Source organism: Clostridium coskatii, assembly GCF_001675205.1.
In the GTDB taxonomy this organism is placed as follows: domain Bacteria; phylum Bacillota; class Clostridia; order Clostridiales; family Clostridiaceae; genus Clostridium_B; species Clostridium_B ljungdahlii.
The window spans coordinates 172,901-194,032 of the sequence record NZ_LROR01000037.1; the positions used below are offsets into that span (position 1 = coordinate 172,901).

The window sequence follows — 21,132 nt, forward strand, 5'->3', positions numbered from 1 at the left end:
GATTCCTATTTATTTTTATAATAGAATTCTTTTCCTTGTTTTTTGGCAATCAAATACCTAGGTCTTCTCTTTACTTCGTCATATATTTTAGATATATATATGCCAATAATTCCTAAACTTATCATTATGCAACTTCCAATTCCCAGTATCAGAATTATGACTGTAGTAAATCCTGTAAAAGCCTTACCATTAAATTTCATATACAAAGTTTGTACAAATAAAATGCAATCAACAAGCATCATTATAATGCCTAACCAAGCAACTATATACAGTGGTAGTGATGTATAAGAAGTAACAGAGTATATTCCAAGCTTTACTAGATTACCAAGTGACCATTTAGACTTACCACTAGTTCTAGCTTGGACCTCAAAGGGAATTTGAATTCTATTATATCCCACCCAGGCTGACATACCTCGAAAGAAAGTAATTGATTCATGCATTGATTTCCATGCCTCTATTACTTTTCTATCCAATAATTTAAAATCAGATGCACTGTTTAAGTTTATTCCTGACACTTTATTGAACAAATCATAAAATGCTGACGCAGCAAATTTCCTAAATAAAGGTTCCTTTCCTCTCTCCAATTTAATTCCTTCTACCACATCATAACCTTGTTCCTTCCAAAGACGTACCATCTCAGGTATTAATTCTGGGGGATGCTGCAAGTCACAATCAAGTATGACACAAGCATCTCCCGATACATGCTCTAACGCTGCACATAAAGCAGCCTCTTTTCCAAAATTACGGCTTAACTCAATAATGGATATGTTATTATAATCCCTGCACAATCTATTCATCTCTTTAGAAGAGTTATCCGTAGATCCATCATTGACTAATACAAATTGATGTTCTATATTATTCTCTAATAAAATTGACATTACTTTAACTACATTAGAATATACTTGCTGTTCTTCATTATATATTGGTATAATTATGGAAACCATAATCTCAACCCCTTATATCAATTTGTAGTTATAATATTAAGTATAAATAATTTTATGCACAAACTTCTTACTTTAATATTCGAATTTTTATATTTTAAATTGACTTACTATATCTGTAAGTTTTTCTGCAAGTTCTGCCTGGCTTTGAGAAGAACCAGATATATCTGAAATAGCCTTAGTAACCTCATTTACACTACTGGAAATTTCCTCAGATCCAGCCGCAGACTCCTGGGCAGTAGCTGCTGCACTTTGGATACCACCATTTACCTCAGATACTATATCACTCATCTGTTTTGAAGCTACAGCAATTTCCTCTGACATCTGATTCATAAATTCTGCATCCTTTTCATACTGTAGCCCTGTATCCATTAGAATTTGATAATTGGGTTTAACACTATTTGATATATAATTCAAAATTTCTTTGCCGCTGTCAGACAAATTATTAAAAGCATCTTCCACCGCAAGTACCATTCTATTTATATTTTCAACTGCTTCTGAAGATTCTTCTGCCAATTTTCTAACTTCATCTGCAACTACCGCAAATCCTTTACCATGCTCACCTGCACTTGCAGCTTCAATAGCTGCATTTAAGGCTAGAAGATTTGTCTGCTCTGCTATATCACCAATAGAAGCTGCCATAATTTTAACTTCTGAAACCACTTTACCCTTTTCAATAGCCTTTATAATATCATCTCTTCTTTTATTATATATATCATTACCTTCTTCTATACTTTGAGCTGCCTTTTCCTTTATGTCTACAGCACGTTTTTTTATTTCTGTTGAAGACTTTGTAGCTTCATTTGCCTTTTGGGTAAGCTTATGTGTATTTTGCTCCATTTTTTCACAAGAGGCACTTATTTCTTCTGTAATCCTACTTAAATCTTCAGATCCACCTGCTATTTGTGAAGTAGACTCATTTACAGACGTCATCATAGAGGAGATTTCCTCCGTAGTAGCAGATAATTCTTCACTAGAAGCACTTATATTTTCAGTACTTTGCGTTATCTCAAGTACCAAATTTCTAATATTTTTATTGGCCTTACCCAATTCTCCAGCTATAGTTCCCATTTCATCTTTACTCAATGCCTGAATAGATTTACTTAAATCACCCTGACTTATAGCATCTGTAAATTTTAAAATACTATTTGCTTCTTTTGAAATTGATGAAGCAATCCTATTTCCTAAAAAGAAAGCTACAACTATTCCAATTAGAGTAATTATCATTATCATATACAATGACTCATTATATATAGACATATTGCTGTTATTCTTATCATTGGCTTTTTGAACTTCAGTTTGAGTCAACTGCTCAATAGTAGAAGTTAATTTATTTCTATAAGTAGCTGCTTCCTTATTTACATTCATGGCATCATCATATTTTCCTTGACCCATAAGTTCTATAATTTTATTACATATGTTTCTCCAGTCAATCAATTGACTTTCCAACTTAGATACTAAATTTTTTTCCTGCAAAGTCAAATCAGAGTTTTTATAATTATTTAATATACTGTTATCTTTATTTTGATAAGGAGCTATATTTTTTATAGTATCCTGAACCTTATCTTTATCTCTGCTTTCAACAAGATCTATTGTCTCTAAGCGCTGATGCATTATATCAGCATCAAACTTGTCAAGATTTTTAACATTTTCTAAATCCACACTGTACATCTCATTTGCACCTTTATTTATATTATGCATGTTCACCAAGCCTATTATTCCTACAATTACAACGAATAAAGTTACCATAAAAAAGCCTATAACCTGCTTTTGTTTAATTTTTAAATCATTAAACCATCTCATATTATTTTCCCCCCGTAAGATATCAAATAACTTGTCCTAAACAACATAAAACTTAAATATATTACTAAATTTCCACCTCAATAAATAATAAAAATCATTACTATATTATTTACAAATATGGAAATTATTAAATTGTAAAAATAAAACCTCACACCTATAGATTATAGATGTAAGGTCGGTTGTATCATTAACTCCGTATATGTCTGATACCCAAATTACGGCATATATATCATAGTTTCCTTTACATTATCAATAATATTAACACAAATACATACCTTATTCAACAAAATTCTTATCCTGTAAAGTTAAATTATAACTGTACAATCCCTATTTAACTTTCCACTTCTTCAACTCTAGTCCCACCCTTAGCTGTAAAGGAAAAATAAGATCCAATTAGTATGAAGCATATTCCTATGACAGTATTCATAGGTATTTTTTCGCTTAAAGCAATTAATGCAAAAATAGGTGCAAGTGCTGGTTTAATAAAGAAAACTATAGATGCTGTGGTTGCTGAAGTCTCGTCCATAGCCATAAAATAAAACATATATCCTAATCCTGTTACTACAATTCCTAAAAATATTACCGGAATTATATTAGCAGCACTTATTCCATAAATAATTGGTATATGAGACATAAAACTTAAACCACCCTTAGGATTTATTATGCTGCTAACTACTGGAAGATTTGATAATAATATAATCACAAGCATAATAATATCTCCAACTAAAAAACTAACACAGTTTAAAGTAATACTTCCATACTTTTCAGATCTCAGCTTTCCAACTACACTATAAAGTGAAAAAGTAACCGCTGCTAAAATAGATAATACTATACCTTTTACATCACTAACTGTACCAAAAGGATTTAGTATGCACACTATACCAACCAGACTAAGTATAATTGATATAATAGTACCTCTATTTAAATCTTCTTTTAAGAACAAATATGCAAACATTACCGTAAATACAGGGTTTGTACTAAAAATTATGGCAACCGTAGATGCCTTTGTAAATGTAATTGCCAATTGAAACAGGGACATGCTGAGTACAACACATAAAAATCCTGTACCTAGAAAATAATATAAATCATCCTTTTTAAACTTCATTTTTTTATTTCTCATAGCTTTAATAGTTGGTGGAAATAAAATTAATCCTCCTATTAAAAATCTAAGAAAATTTAATTGCAACGGATTTAAACCCACAGCTAATTTGCCTACGATTTCCATCGTACTAAAAATTACAGCAGCTAAAATAATAAATACGTAACCCACAATTACAAACATCCTTTCCCAAAATATTATTTAAATATATTAATTGAAACCTCTTTTAATTTTACTTATACCTCCTTTTATTCAACTTGCATATTTTCAATTAAAAAACAACATCAAAAAACAGCATTAATATACTTTAGAATATATCAATGCCGTGTTCCTGTCACTTTTATGCAAAGGGATAACTTTACACCATAACAAAATGGCAATTTCATTAAACTTATATTTACTTGTCTTCATTACCGCTTTTGGTAATAAGTATATATCTTTCATAACAGTTTGTCAACGATGCTATTATAGCTTTTTTAGCGATTCCGAAATAATTATCAGCAATATCTTTTACCATATCATCTATATCTTTTATGTTTCTACCAGCCAGCAATTTTTTTATATATTCTCTTGCTGTATTCGTTACAAGTGTACACTCTATTTCATATATTTTCCCTGTAACTCTATCTAAAACAGCTGTCATTGCAATCTCAGTATAAACCTCAGTTGCAGTTATTCCACCTGGAAGTTTTGCATAACCACTAACAAATATCTTATTTCTTTTCAACTCACTTATCTCCTAAACTTTAATCTTGATGAACCCTTATGGCAAAATTTCTAAACAGCATCATTATATCATATTTATCATAAAAAATCCTTAGATATGACCTCTTCTAAATCTTAAATTTTTGTACCATTTCACTGAGTTTTTGTGAAAATTCAGCCTGACTTTGTGCACTTAAAGCCACCTGATCTATTGCCTTAGTTGTTTCACTAACACCAATTTTTATATTTTGTGCATTTTCACTCGATTTCTGTGAAGTTGAAGCCACATTTTGAATTGCATCGCTTACTTGAGCAACTGTAGCAGTAAGTTCTTCCGACATAGATGCTATTTCTTCTGACATCTTACTTACAAAATTTGAATCCTCACTATAGTAATCTATTATACCTCTAAGCTGTTCAATTTTTCCGTATATCTCTTCATTTATAAACCTTAACAAATCACTACCATTTTCAGATAATTTTTTAGATGCATCCTGAACCTTTAAAATAGTATCCTGTATACTTGCTACAGCATTTTGGGATTCCTCTGCAAGTTTTCCTACCTCCTGTGCAACTACCTCAAAACCTTTTCCCTGCTCTCCTGCCCTAGCTGCCTCTATAGACGCATTTAGCGCAAGCAAATTTGTCTGTTCTGCAATACCTGAAATAGTTTCTGCCATAACCCTTATATTTTTAACAACCTTTCCATCTTCAATTGCCTGCAGCATATTGTTTCTCTTTTCCGTATACAAATTTTGTACCTGATCCATAATCTCTTTTCCATCTTTCTTGCCTTTGGTGGACTTTTCTTTTGCATTGTTTGCATTATTGCTTCCCTCTATTGCTTTGCCAGATAACTCATTGATGCTTGAATCTATTTCTTGTATAGATGCAGATATTTGTTGTGATGATGCACTTGCATCTTCAATTTGAGCTGTTATATTTGTTACTGCATTGTCTATTTCTTGAACTTTGGATGACAATTCTTCTGATGTAGAAGAAAGTTCTTCACTAGATGCACTCATATCCTGTGAATTATCCATTATTACCTTTATAAGTTCTTTGATATTCTTCTGGGCTTTTATAAGTGCTTCACTGGTTTTACCAAATTCATCTTTTCTAGTAACTTGATACTCATGGGTTAAATCAAATTTTGATAAATTTTCTGCAAAATCTAATGTTTCCATTAGTGGATTATTTATATCCCTTGATATAAATAATCCAAGACCTATTGCAATTAATGCCCCTATTATCATTAATATTATCATAGATCTATTTGAAGTTATATATACTAAGTGGTTCTCTACATTAGATGCCTTGGCACTATCGTTATTTATACTTATAAGTTTTTCAAGGTTGCTAAACATTTCCGTCTTATATCCTATTAATTGTTCATACTGTGTTACTACTTTATCATTATTTGCCGTATTCACAGATTCGACAACGTTTTCTCTTAAAGTTCTATATTGACTAAGTTGACTTTTAAATGTAGACCATATTTGCTTTTCTTCGTCATTCATGGATAACTTTTCATAACTAGAGATATACTTATCACTTTCAGCCTTATTTTGTTGAATATCTTTTTCTAAGTCATCCTTTTTAAAATTATCCTTTACATATACCAACTGTAATATATCAGACTCAGCCTGTGTCAAATTTTGCTTCATATCTGTAAGCATATACACACTTTGTAGTCTATTATTATACATTTCTTCAGAATTGGCATTTACAACTCCTAACGATTTTATACCTATAATTCCAACAATAACAATTAATATAGATATAATAAGGAAACATAAAATTAATTTTATCCTTACTCTCATATTTTTAAAAAAAGTCATATATTATCTCCCCTTTCATTCCCCTATATACTATATATTACAACAATGCCTAATAAAATCCAAATTATCCGGTGTTGCACAATATAAGAAGCACCTACCTAAGTAAATGCTTCTCAACTATATAAATCTTATTCACTATTGTCATTTTTCACATAACGCATAAACTACTGAAATGTTTTTACATACTGTTTCAAAATATTTTTATATTTTGTAATCGTATCTATTAAAACATATTCATCATTTCCATGACAGTTTACCCCACTTGATCCAAACTCTACTGCCAGAATGTTATCTTTTGAATAAAAACGTGTATCTGCAGAGCCATGTTGTCCAAATAAAATGCAATCTCTATCTAAAAATTGTGAAGCTACATTTTTAAGCTTTTTAACATAAGGAGAATTTATATCAGTTTTTACTGGATCCCCTGTATCTGAAATAATTATTTTACAATCTACTTTATTCTTAATTTGTAAAACAATATCATCTATATTTTGTTCAGGCAAAGTTCTTATATCAAGAGACATTTTACAATAATCAGGTACTTTATTATATACTTCCCCTCCATGAATCATTGCTAAATTAATTGAAGGTCCTTTGTACAACTTTGAATTTTCTTTGGCAAAAGGAAGATTTTTAATTGTATTATAGTGTTTAGATATACAGCAGAAAAAAGCTTAGCTATATTTTTACAAACTAAAATTTAACTAAGCCTTTAATATTCTATTTTTCTCTATGTACAACCCTATCATCTTCTTTAACACTATATAAAACTTGACGTCTATAGTAATGGATATAACTCCTTTTCTTCTCTATCTATTCTATCTGATAAGGCCTTAAAAATTTGTATTGTATCTTGTTTAAACCCTTCAATATTATTTGTAATTTTATTAGATGTATTATATTTTGATTTATAATTTTCATATGCTTCAGTAACTTTCTTCATTTCTTCACTATGCTGCCTTTTTAAACTTACTATATCCATATTCTTTCCTCCTTAGAATTGATTTACTATTAGTTTATCACTGAAAAACTATAAGTTCAGTATCATTTGTTACAACTTTCTTATTAAAGACAATGGATAGCTTTTATTTAAGTCATTGAGAGATTGCAAGCAGTGTTAGTAATTGATCCATTAACTACCATTATGCTACACATCCACACATAAAATATAGGACCAAGGCATTTACTCCTTAATCCTATTATAATTTCTCATACTCTACGTTCTACGAACAGAAATGCTGATATTATTATCTAGTAGTTTTCTGCTGAATCATATTCTTTACTTCTTCTTGTGTTAAACCGTCAGCATTAATAACAGGAACTTTTGTAGAAGTATCACTAAAACCCATCATATCTGTATTATATCCTGCTGTAACAATTGCATCTAAATTTTTGCACTTTGAAACATTATTCTCAAGATCTTCTCCTAAAATTTGCACTGAATATCCTTGAGCATTTAGATAATCTGCCATTCTAGACAATCCTTTTTCCACACCAATGTTTTTCATATGTTATCACCTCGTATTTATTTTTCCACTCATAGGTGTGGATATACATACTTATCACGTTTATTTTAATAAAAGTTGTTTGTTTCATAATGGTGTATTATAATTTAAATTTACCTACACTTTCATTAAGTTCCTTTACAACTTTATTTTATCAGTAGATGTATGTTTGTCTATAGTTTCTAATTTTCTAACAAAAATACATCCTACTATACTAACTATAATAATAAATACTGCTGGAAAATGACTATTTATTCCCCACAATATACCTGTTAAAGTTCCACCCACAAATGAGCCAATAAATTGTACTGTATTATAGATACCAGTAACAGTTCCTCTAATTTCCTTTGTAGAAAGTTTTGTTACACTTCCCGGGAGTATTGCACTAAAATTCATATATCCTGCCATGAAAAAAGTAGTTCCCAAAAGTATAATATAAAAATTGTTAAAAAAAAGGCTTCCTCCTCCAACTAATATACCTGCAAATGAAAAAAACGCTATCATAGATAACTTTCCTCTGTCTGCCAATTTTGAAGAAACAATCATGATGATAATACCTATTAAAGTTGCTGGTATATATTACCTATAATTCCAAATTTCTATATAAGAATTTTATCTTATCTTACAGCTATAATATTTGATGACATAGGCAAAATCTTGACCTCAATATTCCTCCAACAATAACAAAAGCCTCAGAACATAAGTCTGAAGCCTTAATTTTTGTATAATAAAAGCCCTAAGAGTTCTTCTCTCAAGGCTATTTACATCTTTCTAGAGTTTACATTATAGCACGATTTCTACGATATATTCAACGGACAACCTACCATCTTTTTATTGTAAGAATACAAATCCACGGTACAAAAGCACCGTGGAATAAATCCGTTGGAATATTAGTTTACAATATCTTTTTTCAACTTTGTTACGCTAATTAACGTAACAGCTTATTTATTTAAAGTATACTATAAATCAATTATTATTTATTGTACTTCAATACGTTCAACCTTTCCCAATAAGAATAAATAATTAAAAATGGCAATTACAATTAGAACAGCTGAGAACAATAGTGCTGGAACAAATGATCCTGTTGCTCCTACAATAAATCCAGTAATAATTGGTCCTACAACTCCACCCATATTAGAAACTGTATTTTGCATTCCAGCAACTACTGATGTCATATTTTTAGGTGCAACATCTCCAGGTAGTGCCCATACTTGAGAAGCTGCTACAGTGTTACCCGACTTAGCAATACAAAGTAATGCAACTGCTAAAGCTGGTGATTTAGTAAACGCTGCTACTCCAATACAAGATGCCATTAATAAGCCTACAATTAAAAATACCTTTCTCGTTGCAGTAAGTGATAATAACTTTTTAGAGTATACCTTATCAGATAGCCAACCTGCTATTATTTCAGCAACCATAGCACATAATAAAGGAAGTGACGCCGCAAATCCCATTTTAAGTAAACTCATTCCTCTTTCTTTGACCAAATAAGTAGGTAGCCATGTAATAAAGAAATATGAATTATAATTTATCATAAAAAATCCTATGCACATAGCCCAAATATTTTTATATTTCAGTAATTGATACCATTTTATCGAACTCTTTGAATCAACATTTTCAGCTTTAACGTTTTCATTGTTATCCTGGTTTATGTAATCTAACTCAAGCTTATTTACTCCTTTATGTTCCGCAGGAGTTTCCTTAAAAAATAACAACCATATAATAGTCCATATAACGCCTAACAAACCTATAAAAGCAAAGGTTAATTTCCAGTCAAATGTTACAATAAGCCATGCAATTAATGGCATTGCAATTGCTCCTCCAAATTTGGAGCCACTATCAAACAATCCAGAAACAGTAGCTCTTTCCTTTTTAGGAAACCATTTTGAAGTTATTCCTGCATTACTTGGATACGCACCAGCTTCTCCAGCTCCTAAAGCTACACGAAATCCTAGCAATGATTTAAATCCTACTGCTAAACCCGTTACAGCAGTCATTATAGACCACCAGCCAACAGCAAATCCAAGGGTCTTTTTTTGACCAATTCTGTCTGCAACCCAACCTGCTGGAATTTGTAATAATGCATATGACCAGAAAAATGCAGACATGAGAATACCCATTTCTCCAGATGATAAGCTAAATTCTTTAGATATATGAGTAGCTCCTGTAGAAAGTACTGTACGATCAATATAGTTAATTGCAATTGCAGCCCACATCATAGCAGCAACAATCCAGCGAATATTTGTCCTTCTACCCATGCTGTTTTTCAATGTACTTTTTCTATTTTCCACAACTATACCCCCAATTTAACCTATTTATAAAGAACTTAAAGTTTGTTCACAATAAATTTAGGTTTTTCTTTATTGACTAATACGCTTACAATATTTTCTACACAAGTCATTCCAAGTGCATCAGTAGCCCCAGCTGTATAGCCAGCAATATGAGGTGATGCAATAAAATTAGGTAACTCAAATAATGGGTGTGATTTTAAGGGTTCCTCTGTAAATACATCTAAAGCTGCCCCTGAAATTACTCCTTCTTTCAATGCTTTATAAAGGTCCTCTTCTACAACAATCCCCCCCCTTGATGCATTAACTAAATATGAACTTTTTTTCATCATCTTCAATTTTTTATAGTCAATTAAATTCTTCGTGCTATCTAAAAGTGGAATATGAATTGAAACAAAATCACTTTGTTTTAATAATTTATCTATCGTTACAAATGTAATTCCATTTTCAGCTGCAAACTTTTCATCTGGATAAGGATCATATGCAAATACATTCATACTGAATCCCTTTGCTCTAAAAGCAACTTCTTTACCTATGTTTCCAAGTCCAACAATTCCTAAAGTTTTTCCATGGACATCAGTTCCAAAAGTCCTTGGCCATTCGCCTTTCTTTGTCAAATCATTAGCTTGAGGGATTTGTCTTGCTGAAGCAAGTATTAATCCAAACGCAAAATCTGCAACAGCATGTTTATTAGCATTCGGAACATTTGTTACATATACATTTCTCTTTTTTGTTGCTTCTAAATCAATATTGTCAACCCCAACACCATGTTTACATACAATTTTCAAATTTGGCGCATTTTTTAATACGTTTTCATTAATTTGAGTAAAAGCCACTATTAATGCATCAACATCGTGTATCTTTTCTATAAATTCGTCTTCTGCAATATCTGCTGGCAGATAACTGACTTCTATACCGTTTTTACTTAAATACTCTATAGGTTCTTTTGAATATTTTGCAAATGAAGGTGATGTAGATATTACTTTCATTTATTACACGTCCTCTCTCATTTCTTACCAAATCAGTATGAACAAATTTACATACTAATTTGATAAATTCAATTATTTTATAATGATAGTATAATTATTAATTTTTAGGTACTAATTCAACTGCTGATTTAATTGCAGCTAACATGCTCTTTTCATCAGCAATATTTTTTCCAGCTATGTCAAAGGCAGTTCCGTGGTCAACAGACGTACGTATAACTCCTCCATTTAACCCAACTGTTACATTTATTCCATCAGACATTCCAAGAACTTTTATAGGAATATGTCCTTGATCATGATAGCAGGCAACTACAATATCAAAGTCACCATTTACAGCACGGAAAAATACTGTATCAGGTGGATAAGGTCCACTTACTTCTATACCTTCTTCTTGAGCTCTTTTTATTCCTGGAATCAATTTTTCTTCTTCCTCACCATTTCCGAAAAGTCCATTTTCACCAGCATGTGGATTTATACCAGAAACTGCAATCTTCGGATTCTTGTATCCAGCTCTAGTTAATACATCATTAGCTAATTTAATAACCCTATAAGTTCTTTCAGGATTTATCATTTCAACTGCTTTTACAAGACCAACATGTGTTGTAAGATGAATTACCTTAAGTTTTGGTGATGATAACATCATTGAATAATCTTTTGTATTAGTTAATTCTGCTAAAATTTCTGTATGTCCAGCAAATTTATGTCCACCTTTTTGCATTGCTTCCTTATTTAAAGGTGCGGTACAAATAGCTTGTATTTTATTTTCTTTTGCAAGTTTAACAGCTTTTTTTACAAATTGAAATGCTGCATCTCCGGCAACCGGTGACATTTTTCCAATAGTTAAATCTTCAGGAATTATATCAATATTAAAGCAATCAATTTTACCATATGAAAACTCTGCATCCTTTATATCATTTATTAAATTTAAGCTTACATCAGACTTAGTAATTTCTATTGCCTTTTTTAAAAACTTTGGATCTCCTATTACAACTGGTGCACAAATATCATATACATTTCTATGACTTAGTGCCTTTACTATAATTTCAGGACCAATTCCCGCTGCATCACCCATTGTAATACCAATTACAGGTTTTTTAAGCATCTCTTTTCCTCCTTGCTCTAAAATTATCTCATTCCTTTATCTGCATTTTCCTTTAGCACTTTCTTTAAGGCTTCAATGCCTTCCTCTGGTAATTGATTAAAAGGTGCACGACATTTGCCAACATTGTATCCTAATAATGACACTGCTGTTTTAACAACTGTATTTGGATTTCCATATTTGAAGCAGCCACGGAAACTAGCTATGCTATCTTGGTATTCCTTAGCTTTTTCCCAATTACCTTCTATATAAGAATTGTAAATTGATGCCATAGTATGAGGATATACATTTGCACAACCTGCAATACCTCCAACACCACCTGCTTTTAAAGCCCAAAGAATTAATTGGTCATTTCCAGATAAGACACTGAAATTATTTTTTTCAGTTGCAGAAATATATCCAAGAATGTTTGTAAAGTTACCTGAAGAATCTTTTGCACCAATAATGTTAGGAATTTGACTTAACTTTCCAACTGTTGCTGGAGCTAAAGCATTACCAGTACGAGCTGGAATATTATATAATATGATTGGCATATCTACTGCTTCGGCTACAGTTTTATAATGATCATATAATTCATTTTGGCTGGCTACTGCAAAGCTAGGTGTAATTATACTTAATGCATCAGCTCCTAAATCCATTGCCATTTTTGATTGCTCAATTGTTTCTTTAGTTGAAACACATCCTGTACCTGCATATACTGGAACACGTCCATTAGTTTCTTCAATTACAGTTTTAAGAACTAACTTTTTTTCTTCTTTATTTAAAATATAACCTTCCCCATTAGTACCAAAACAGAATATAGCATGTACACCGCTTTCAATTTGGCGATTTACTTGTTCTCTAAGTGCAGCAGCATTTATAGATTCATCCTCATTCATTGGTGTAATCATTGCTGATATAATTCCTTTAATTTCAACTTGTTTCATTTTTAAACATCCTTTCTATAAAAACTTAATTTTATATAAAAACTTTAATTTAAAGAATTTGTTTATATAATTCACAGGCATCTTCTTTGGTAACTTTACGCATATTATTATCTAGTAAACGTGTAACCTGCATTCCTGCATCAACTAAAATATCCAAATCAGATGCTGGTACGTCAAAAGTAGATAGACTCGTTGGAATATCCAAATGCTTTACAATTTTTTCAAACTGTTTAATCATAAATTCACTTTTTTCTTTCACAGTAGTGCAAGTTTTTTCTCCATGAACACATCTGTCATATGATTCAGCAAATTTTGCGCGACACACTGGTTCATTAAATCTCATTACAGGTACCAAAAGAATCGCATTAGATACGCCATGAGCAATATGATATTTACCACCAAGTGGATAACTTAAAGCATGTACAGCTGTTGTTCCTGAAGCTGTTATTGCAACTCCTGCGTAAAAACTTGCAATTTGCATTTTATTTTTAGCACTCATTGCTTCAGCATCATCACAGGCCTTAACAATATTATTAAGAATCATATCCAAAGCTTCTAGAGCAAAAATATCACTGAAAGGATTTGCCTTGTTTCCAGTAAAGCACTCAATAGCATGAGCTAATGCATCTACACCAGTAGCAGCTGCAATTTTTCTAGGTAACTTTTTAATCATAATTGCATCTAAAATAACATAATCTGCAATCATTTCTTCATTTACTATACCTATCTTTAATTCTTTCTCAGGAACTGCCACAATTGCATTAGGTGTAGCTTCAGCTCCAGTTCCAGCTGTTGTAGGTATCATCAAAGTCTTTATACACTTTTTAGCTAATTTAGGTTCATCTAATAATTCATGAACTCCATAATCATCTGTTGCAAGTATACTAGCAAGCTTTGCAGTATCCATAACACTGCCTCCGCCTACTGCCATAATAAAATCAGCTTTACTTGCCTTAAATTCATCTACAAGCTTTTGTGCTTGACTATATGTAGGTTCAGGTGGTAGATCATCAAGTATAGTTACTTCAACTCCTGTTGCATTCACAAAGTTCATAGGATAATCTAATAAACCTGCACTTTCAATTCCTTTGTCTGTAAAAACAGCTAACTTATTTACTTTATTTTTTAAAATAATTGTTTTTATATTTTCTAATGAATTTTCACCACTATATACAACATGTGGCATTTTTAGATTATATTTTTCTAACATTTTATAACTTCCTTCCCTCATTTAATCTTAAAAGCATTTTTGATAAATCGCTAAATATAGTTTTTTTACCAAATCCACCAGATTTTGAAATTACATTTAGCATCTTTCCATTATAATTAAGCTGTGACAGCACAACTCCACAATCCATTTCACATACAGGAAATATACCTTTAATACCAGCCTCACGTGCAAATCCAAGGAGTGAATCTCCCCCCATAATGAAAATGGTACTATCACATCCCTTGTCAATTAACCGCTTCAAAATCTTGCCCATGCTAGATATAATATGTGTACGCATCTGTTCAACTGAAATTCCTCTTTTCTGTGCATAAGCAGTTGTGCTCTCAGTGCCTTCCATATCGTTTGTATCAAGAATGACCATATGATTATTTTCACTAGAATCATACAAATTCTGAATAAATTCATCTGCATCACAGTTTTCTGCCCAATCAGTGTTCAGCTTTTGCTCTGGAGTAAGTCTAAAATATGGTATTCCCTTACACTTTGCATCATTGCATTGAGCAACTGAAACTGGATTAACACTGCCGCATGCTACAAACATATTGGGTTTTATTTCAGGTATTCGCGGTCTCTCGCTTCCAAGCTGAAGAATCTGTGATAATATAGATGCTAATCCTGCACAACCAGCTATTAGATGCATTTCATCCTTTTTATTAAGCTTTTCAGCAATATTTTTGATATCCTGATCACAACTCGAATCATACACTATGATTCCTTCTGTTGATTCACATGATTCTGAAATATCTGCGCTCATAATATGAACTGGAAGCTCAGACTGAGAATTAATAATTTCTTTTATATCTGAGTAACAAATCGGCTCAAAGGGGTCCTGACCAAAAATGCTTTGAGCAACTGGAATTCCATTTATATAATGTACACCATTTACAGTAGTGCGACCCATTTTCGGAAATGCAGGAATAAAATGAATGTGTTTTGATTTACTTGCCAGCATTGCCGCCGTAAGTTCTGCACCAATATTTCCACGCAAAGCAGAATCAGTTTTTTTATAAATATATGAAATTCCGATTTCAGTTGCTTGTCTTACAATTGAAAATACTTTTTGATACGCTTCTGCCTTATCAAGATGGCGAGTCTCTGCATCAATTACTAATACTTCCACATTTGACTCTATTTTAGTGTAATTGATTTGAGAATCAACTATCACATATGTTACAGCACCACTAAGTGTGAACTGCACACCTGTATCTAGTGCTCCTGTAAAATCATCTGCTATTATCAATAGTTTAACCATGTAATGTAAGGCCTCCTCCAATTAATGTAATGATTTCTATTAATAAAAATAAAATATTTAATAAAGATTTCATGGACATTATGCCGTGTTCTTTATGCCCTTATAATATCAGAACTTATAATTCCATTAAATGAAAACGTCCACATTTTTCGTTTAATTTTGAAACAATATTAAAGCTTATTGTATTTATTGATGAAATATTATAATATTGTTACATAAGTATTTCATATTTGAACATATGATTATAAGGAGAGATATAAAATGTCATCTAAAATAAGAATTTTAGCCATTGCACCATATTCCAGTATGGAGCCTTTACTAATTAAGGTCTCAAAAGATTATCCCAATATAGATCTGACAATTACAGTGGGAGATTTAAAAAAAGGAGTAGAAATCGCTCAAAATAATTTTCACGGAAACTACGATGTTATTATATCACGAGGCGGTACTGCTAAATTACTTCAACAGTCAGTTTCACTGCCTGTAATTGAAATTAACACATCTGTTTATGATATTTTACGTACTTTAAAATTATCAGATGCTGATACAAAAAAAGTCGCAGTAGTTGGTTTCCCAAATATTACAAAGGACCTTTTATCTTTAATGGAATTATTACCATATGAAATTGACATATTTACAATAAATTCTGCAGATGAAGATATTTCAATTCTACAAAATTTAAAAGATACTGGTTACCATGCTATTCTTTGCGATATGATTACCTATACAACTGCTAGAAAATTTGGTATGAATGCATTTTTAATTACATCGGGAATTGAAAGTATTCGTGATGCATTTGATACTTCTGTTTTTTACTGTAATAACTATACTAATATGAGATCTGAAAATCACTTTTTAAGACAACTTATCCATGGAAGAGATGCCAAAACAGTAGTTTTTACAAATGATGGGAAATTATTTTATTCTACACTTTTAGATGATGATACAGATATTTTAGATACACTTCATAAAAAAATAGATGAAGTTCTTCCAACTGGAAAACGTCATTTCTTACATCGTCAAAATAACCTGCTTTATTCTATTCAAGGACAGAGAATTCTCTCTGACGAATTTGAATATATAGCTTTCTATTTTTCTGTTAGTAAGCCTCCACTATCTGGCAACAAATGCGGTATCAATTACAGTAGCAGTAAAGAAGTAGAAAAAGATTATTTCAATAGTGCTTATAGTATAGTTGGTTCAATTGATAAACTTAACAGCACCATTGACCAAGTAAATCAAAATTTTTACCCTGTTATGATTTCTGGTGAAGAAGGTACAGGAAAAAAGCAAATTGCTAAGGCTATCTATTTAAACAGTCCTGCAGTTAAGCAGCCATTTATAGAAATTGATTGTACTCTATTAAGTGATAAAATATGGGATTACATTTTAAATAATCATAATTCACCTTTATGTGATTCTGGTAACACTATTTTTATAAAAAATGTAAATGGTTTAAGTCAGCAGCAGCAAAAGGAGCTTTTAATTGCCATGACAGATATGGAAATTTGTAAAAGAAATAGAGTTTTACTTTCATGTATAAGTTCTTCTAGCGGAACACTTGATTCAAATATGATGGCATTTATAAATCACCTGCACTGTTTTATCATCACTTTACCAGCATTAAGAGATGATCCAGCGCGCATAGATTCAATTTTAAAACTATATCTTAACAAACTAAATATATCTACTGGAAAACAAATTTTAGGAATCACGCCAGATGCAATACAGATGCTTTGCGGATTTTCTTGGCCTTATAACTATACGCAATTTACTCGGGTTATTCAAAATCTCACTATAATAACTAAAGGTCAATATATTTCTTCTGATGAGGTAAAAGAAGTCTTAAGTAAAGAGAAAACTATTTTTTCAACTTCTTTCAATTCTAAATATTCTGCAAAGCTATTAGACCTATCTCGTCCTCTTAGTGAAATTGACAAAAATATTGCACTAAAGGTAATTGAGGTGTGTAACGGCAATCAAACCAAGGCTGCTGAAAGTCTCAAAATCAGTCGAACTACATTGTGGCGTTTAATTAAATCTAAATAGATGTTCTGCAAACTATCTATTTTGGGGAAAGGGCATATTAGAATTTGTTATTTCTAATATAAAATAATTTGCCACCCAGAAAATAAACGCGGTGGCAAATGGGTGGCAAACAGCCAAATTTTCATATTTAATTACACAAATCTATTGATTTACCTTGATTAGCTTAACTACACACTCCACGTGTATCAACGCTATTATGAGAAGACAATTTATTTACCTCGTTATTATCATGGGAGCACAATTTGTCAGTCTTATTTTTATCCTTAATATTTCTTCTTTGTGGCTTAAATTTATTTCCATTCATATTATTTTTCATACCTGTTTTATATACAAATGTAAGTTGTGCTGGATCTTTATTGCCATCTTCATCATATCCACCAACAATCACTTTTTCCACAACACTTTCAAAAACATATCGGTCAAATTTATTTAGGACCTCATTTTGTTCCAATGTTTTCTTAAACTCTTTCAAACGGCATTTAATATTTTTCTCATCACCTGCCGTTTCTTGTAACTTCTGACGCTCGTTTAAAAGTTGTTCCTGCTTTTCCATCAATACAGAATATTTTGTTTCATACATATCTTTATCTATAACTTCTTCCAGAAGCATATCTACTAACTTATTTTTCTTGTTTTCTATTGCACCTATCTCTTTTTCTACTTTAGCAAGCTGTTTATTTACAGTACTACTGCTTAGTGTGTCATCCATCCTTTGAAGGAATTCATTTAATACATCTTTGTTATCGCTGCATAGCAGACGATAACTTTGAACAAAAGCGTCCTCAATTGCTTTTTCTGATATACCTTTGCTATCTGGGCAAAACTTCTTACCATTTTTGGTAGCTACTACACACTGCCAGATAATCTTGCTGTACTTGGAACTGCTATGCCAGACACGCCTTGACAAGTTGCTGCCACAGAATCCACATTTCAGCATACAGCTAAAAGCATATTTTCTGCTGTATTTTTCTCTCTTTCCAACACCTACTGTTGTTCTGTTTTTGCTTCTTCTTTTAAGTATTTCATGTGCTTTTTCAAAGACTTCTTCACTTATAATGGGTTCATGGTGATTACGTATATAAAACTGATCTTCCTCTCCCATATTTTCAAGCCGCCTCTTTGAAATTGGGTCGACAGTAAAAGTCTTACCCAGCAACAGATCACCTTTATATTTCTCATTTTTAATAATTCCAATAACTGTAGATGGTGCCCATGTTGAGCTCCCATATTTTGTCTTGTACCCAAGATTCTCTAGCTCATGTCCTATCACAGAAGCACCAGCACCATCAATATAACGCTTGAAAATGTACTTGACAATCTCCGCCTCTTCTTTATTTATAGTAATAGTCTTGTCTTCTGGATGATAGTCATATCCAAGACAGCCTTGAAATCCTACCAATTCTCCACGTTTCATTTTCATTTTTAATCCCTTTTTGACATTGGAAGAAATGTTTTCAACTTCCTGTTGAGCTACAGAACTAAGTACAACAAGCAGCAATTCTCCATCCATCGTAAGGGTGTTTATTTTTTCATCTTCAAAATAGATGGCGATATCTTTTTCTTTGAGCATACGGACATATTTTAGTGTATCCAAGGTATTTCTGGCAAACCTTGAAATAGATTTTGTAATAATCATATCAATATTTCCATTCATACAATCGTTAATCATACGCTGGAAATCTTCACGTTTTGTGACTTGTGTACCTGTAATTGCTTCATCTGCATAGATATCTACCAAGACCCACTCTTTATTCTTATTAATCAAATCAGTATAATAATTGACTTGTGATTTATAACTATTCAATTGATCTTCGCTATCTGTACTGACACGGCAATAAGCAGCAACACGTAAACGTTCTATCTTTTTCCCGCGTATTCGTTTTGTCAATGCATTTCTTGCTTTTATAACCTCAACTTCCTGCATATAACATCCTCCTTTGTATCTACTTTATAGTATTATGATACTACATAAGACAATACATTTTCAAGCTGTTATATCAGAAAATATTTTATAGTCTTTCATAAGTCGGCTTTTAACGAGATTATATTCCTTCTTTGAAATTAGCTTACAGGAAAGTAATTGTTTTAGCATAGCAATTTGCATACTGTATCGAATTAATTTTTTATCCATTAAAAACCTCCTTGCTTTTAAATATATAAAAAATCAACAAATCGGATGGCTTCGGCAAAGCTCCACAGGACTTTGGCCTTATCCCATGCTTATGGGTATACCGCCCAATGCCGTGCAGACGTTCAAGGCGGGAGTATCATTATCCCAATATGCAGGTCATGGCAGCAACCTTGCCAAAGGTCACTTGCGAATCACTGGAATAATCGCTCACTTTTTATTTCCCCCTTTAGTGGTCATGGCGCTCCAGTTCGCCGGCTCTCTACATATTGAATGTATCCGATTATTTTATGCTATGCCACGAATGGCATTTTCTTTGTCAAAGAACAAATAGGTTTTATCAACCCGTAAAAGCATACTTAAATAGACAATATGCTTTTACAGAATGACAACTTCAAAGTTAGGGCGTATTGGAGATCCATACGCCCTTATATGTTTAGATTTTAAAACTTAAAATCATTTTCAGTAGGGCAGTGGTAATCTGTTCTTGAATGTACTTGTCCACAAAATAATATCCATTACCATATTCATCAGTAACCACCTTTGTAGAAAGTTTTGCAATATATCCTTGGTAGTGATCCAGTATATATTCAATTGCCACAGCATCACCATTACTTGCTGCTTTTATTATAGGAAAGGGAATCAACTTTTTTGTTTTTTGCATAACTCTTCCTCCAATAGTGTTTTTATGATTTTTAATGCACTAGTACGGTTGCGATATACTGTACTGCGGTTTACACCTAATTCATCCGCAATTTCTGCATCCGACATTTCCAGATAGTAAGACATCAGAATGATGTCACGCTTACGTTTTGGTAAAATATCCAGTGCCTCTGCAATCTGATAATCAATAACTTCCACATTCAGCGACAAGATCTTATAAATTCGACTATCAAGATGATAGGTATCAAAGGTTTGTAGCTTGTTCAATTCCAATTCCGACATTTCTGAAAACAGACATTCACGCTTACTTCGTCTACCAATAGAACGATAGCAATTACTTCTGGTACGTATCATAACTTTTCTTGCTATATAGTCAAATTGGAATTGAATGCTTGTCTGAAAATCTTCCTGAATCTGATGGTTAAGTTTTTCGAATGGTACTTTGCTGAAAGAAGATGGCTTCATAGAATATCACCTCCTTTCTTAGCCATAGGTAATTGCGAAACTCACTGATAAAAATGAATAAAAGATGTTTAGAAGTTGCAAAAGCATTGTTAGAAGTTTAAAGACAAATTTTTATGATTTGAAATAACCATATTGATAAAAAAAGGCGCAC

20 protein-coding genes are annotated in these 21,132 nt (G+C 31.9%); 1 reads left to right on the forward strand and 19 read right to left on the reverse strand.

Features of this window, described 5'->3' with window-relative positions:
- Window positions 1-5: 5 nt before the first annotated feature.
- The 15 genes from CLCOS_RS07265 to CLCOS_RS07335 form a co-directional block, all read right to left on the reverse strand.
- Entirely contained in the window at window positions 6-944 is a 939-nt protein-coding gene (locus tag CLCOS_RS07265) for a glycosyltransferase family 2 protein (RefSeq protein WP_013237078.1), read from the reverse strand.
- Window positions 945-1,031: 87 nt separating this feature from the next.
- Window positions 1,032-2,744 carry a methyl-accepting chemotaxis protein gene (locus tag CLCOS_RS07270; protein ID WP_013237077.1) on the reverse strand — a complete coding sequence of 571 codons (1,713 nt, stop codon included), beginning with the start codon at window positions 2,742-2,744 and terminating at the stop codon, window positions 1,032-1,034.
- A gap of 331 nt (window positions 2,745-3,075) precedes the next feature.
- Window positions 3,076-4,014, reverse strand: coding sequence for a DMT family transporter (locus CLCOS_RS07275; RefSeq protein WP_013237076.1), 939 nt, complete (start codon window positions 4,012-4,014; stop codon window positions 3,076-3,078).
- A gap of 226 nt (window positions 4,015-4,240) precedes the next feature.
- On the reverse strand, window positions 4,241-4,570 hold the full coding sequence (locus tag CLCOS_RS07280; protein ID WP_013237075.1) for a DUF3870 domain-containing protein: 330 nt from the start codon (window positions 4,568-4,570) through the stop codon (window positions 4,241-4,243).
- Window positions 4,571-4,676: 106 nt separating this feature from the next.
- Window positions 4,677-6,389 (reverse strand): methyl-accepting chemotaxis protein, encoded by a 1,713-nt coding sequence (locus CLCOS_RS07285; RefSeq protein WP_013237074.1) that lies wholly within the window; start codon window positions 6,387-6,389, stop codon window positions 4,677-4,679.
- A gap of 164 nt (window positions 6,390-6,553) precedes the next feature.
- Complete coding sequence (locus tag CLCOS_RS07290; protein WP_023162614.1) at window positions 6,554-6,991, reverse strand: M20/M25/M40 family metallo-hydrolase; 438 nt, start codon at window positions 6,989-6,991, stop codon at window positions 6,554-6,556.
- A gap of 176 nt (window positions 6,992-7,167) precedes the next feature.
- The gene (locus CLCOS_RS07295) at window positions 7,168-7,371 is read right to left on the reverse strand and encodes a hypothetical protein (RefSeq protein ID WP_013237072.1); all 204 of its coding nucleotides are present in this window, start codon (window positions 7,369-7,371) and stop codon (window positions 7,168-7,170) included.
- 265 nt (window positions 7,372-7,636) lie between these two features.
- On the reverse strand, window positions 7,637-7,897 hold the full coding sequence (locus CLCOS_RS07300; RefSeq protein ID WP_013237071.1) for a YkuS family protein: 261 nt from the start codon (window positions 7,895-7,897) through the stop codon (window positions 7,637-7,639).
- A 135-nt stretch (window positions 7,898-8,032) separates the two neighbouring features.
- On the reverse strand, window positions 8,033-8,470 hold the full coding sequence (locus CLCOS_RS07305) for an MFS transporter (RefSeq protein ID WP_341467282.1): 438 nt from the start codon (window positions 8,468-8,470) through the stop codon (window positions 8,033-8,035).
- A 401-nt stretch (window positions 8,471-8,871) separates the two neighbouring features.
- On the reverse strand, window positions 8,872-10,185 hold the full coding sequence (locus tag CLCOS_RS07310; protein WP_023162612.1) for an MFS transporter: 1,314 nt from the start codon (window positions 10,183-10,185) through the stop codon (window positions 8,872-8,874).
- A 35-nt stretch (window positions 10,186-10,220) separates the two neighbouring features.
- On the reverse strand, window positions 10,221-11,171 hold the full coding sequence (locus CLCOS_RS07315; RefSeq protein WP_013237068.1) for a phosphoglycerate dehydrogenase: 951 nt from the start codon (window positions 11,169-11,171) through the stop codon (window positions 10,221-10,223).
- Between the two features lie 97 nt (window positions 11,172-11,268).
- A complete protein-coding gene (gene pdxA, locus CLCOS_RS07320; RefSeq protein WP_063600312.1) occupies window positions 11,269-12,270 on the reverse strand; it encodes a 4-hydroxythreonine-4-phosphate dehydrogenase PdxA in 1,002 nt (333 codons plus the stop codon).
- A gap of 23 nt (window positions 12,271-12,293) precedes the next feature.
- Complete coding sequence (gene dapA / locus CLCOS_RS07325) at window positions 12,294-13,193, reverse strand: 4-hydroxy-tetrahydrodipicolinate synthase (RefSeq protein ID WP_063600311.1); 900 nt, start codon at window positions 13,191-13,193, stop codon at window positions 12,294-12,296.
- A gap of 49 nt (window positions 13,194-13,242) precedes the next feature.
- On the reverse strand, window positions 13,243-14,403 hold the full coding sequence (locus tag CLCOS_RS07330) for an iron-containing alcohol dehydrogenase (protein WP_063600310.1): 1,161 nt from the start codon (window positions 14,401-14,403) through the stop codon (window positions 13,243-13,245).
- A gap of 1 nt (window position 14,404) precedes the next feature.
- Complete coding sequence (locus tag CLCOS_RS07335) at window positions 14,405-15,676, reverse strand: four-carbon acid sugar kinase family protein (protein WP_063600309.1); 1,272 nt, start codon at window positions 15,674-15,676, stop codon at window positions 14,405-14,407.
- A gap of 261 nt (window positions 15,677-15,937) precedes the next feature.
- Here CLCOS_RS07335 and CLCOS_RS07340 point away from each other — a divergent pair, with 261 nt between their 5' ends.
- Window positions 15,938-17,725, forward strand: a complete 1,788-nt coding sequence (locus CLCOS_RS07340; protein WP_013237063.1) for a sigma-54-dependent transcriptional regulator — start codon at window positions 15,938-15,940, stop codon at window positions 17,723-17,725.
- A 163-nt stretch (window positions 17,726-17,888) separates the two neighbouring features.
- On the opposite strand, the gene CLCOS_RS07345 is transcribed toward CLCOS_RS07340, so the two are convergent.
- From CLCOS_RS07345 to CLCOS_RS07360, 4 genes are all read right to left on the reverse strand, one after another.
- Window positions 17,889-19,649, reverse strand: a complete 1,761-nt coding sequence (locus CLCOS_RS07345) for a recombinase family protein (RefSeq protein ID WP_063600308.1) — start codon at window positions 19,647-19,649, stop codon at window positions 17,889-17,891.
- A 60-nt stretch (window positions 19,650-19,709) separates the two neighbouring features.
- A complete protein-coding gene (locus tag CLCOS_RS07350) occupies window positions 19,710-19,856 on the reverse strand; it encodes an SHOCT domain-containing protein (RefSeq protein WP_058953099.1) in 147 nt (48 codons plus the stop codon).
- Between the two features lie 433 nt (window positions 19,857-20,289).
- Window positions 20,290-20,517, reverse strand: a complete 228-nt coding sequence (locus CLCOS_RS07355) for a helix-turn-helix domain-containing protein (protein ID WP_063600307.1) — start codon at window positions 20,515-20,517, stop codon at window positions 20,290-20,292.
- Window positions 20,496-20,981, reverse strand: a complete 486-nt coding sequence (locus tag CLCOS_RS07360) for an RNA polymerase sigma factor (RefSeq protein WP_082853490.1) — start codon at window positions 20,979-20,981, stop codon at window positions 20,496-20,498. Before CLCOS_RS07360 ends, CLCOS_RS07355 begins: the two co-directional genes overlap by 22 nt.
- Window positions 20,982-21,132 lie beyond the last annotated feature (151 nt).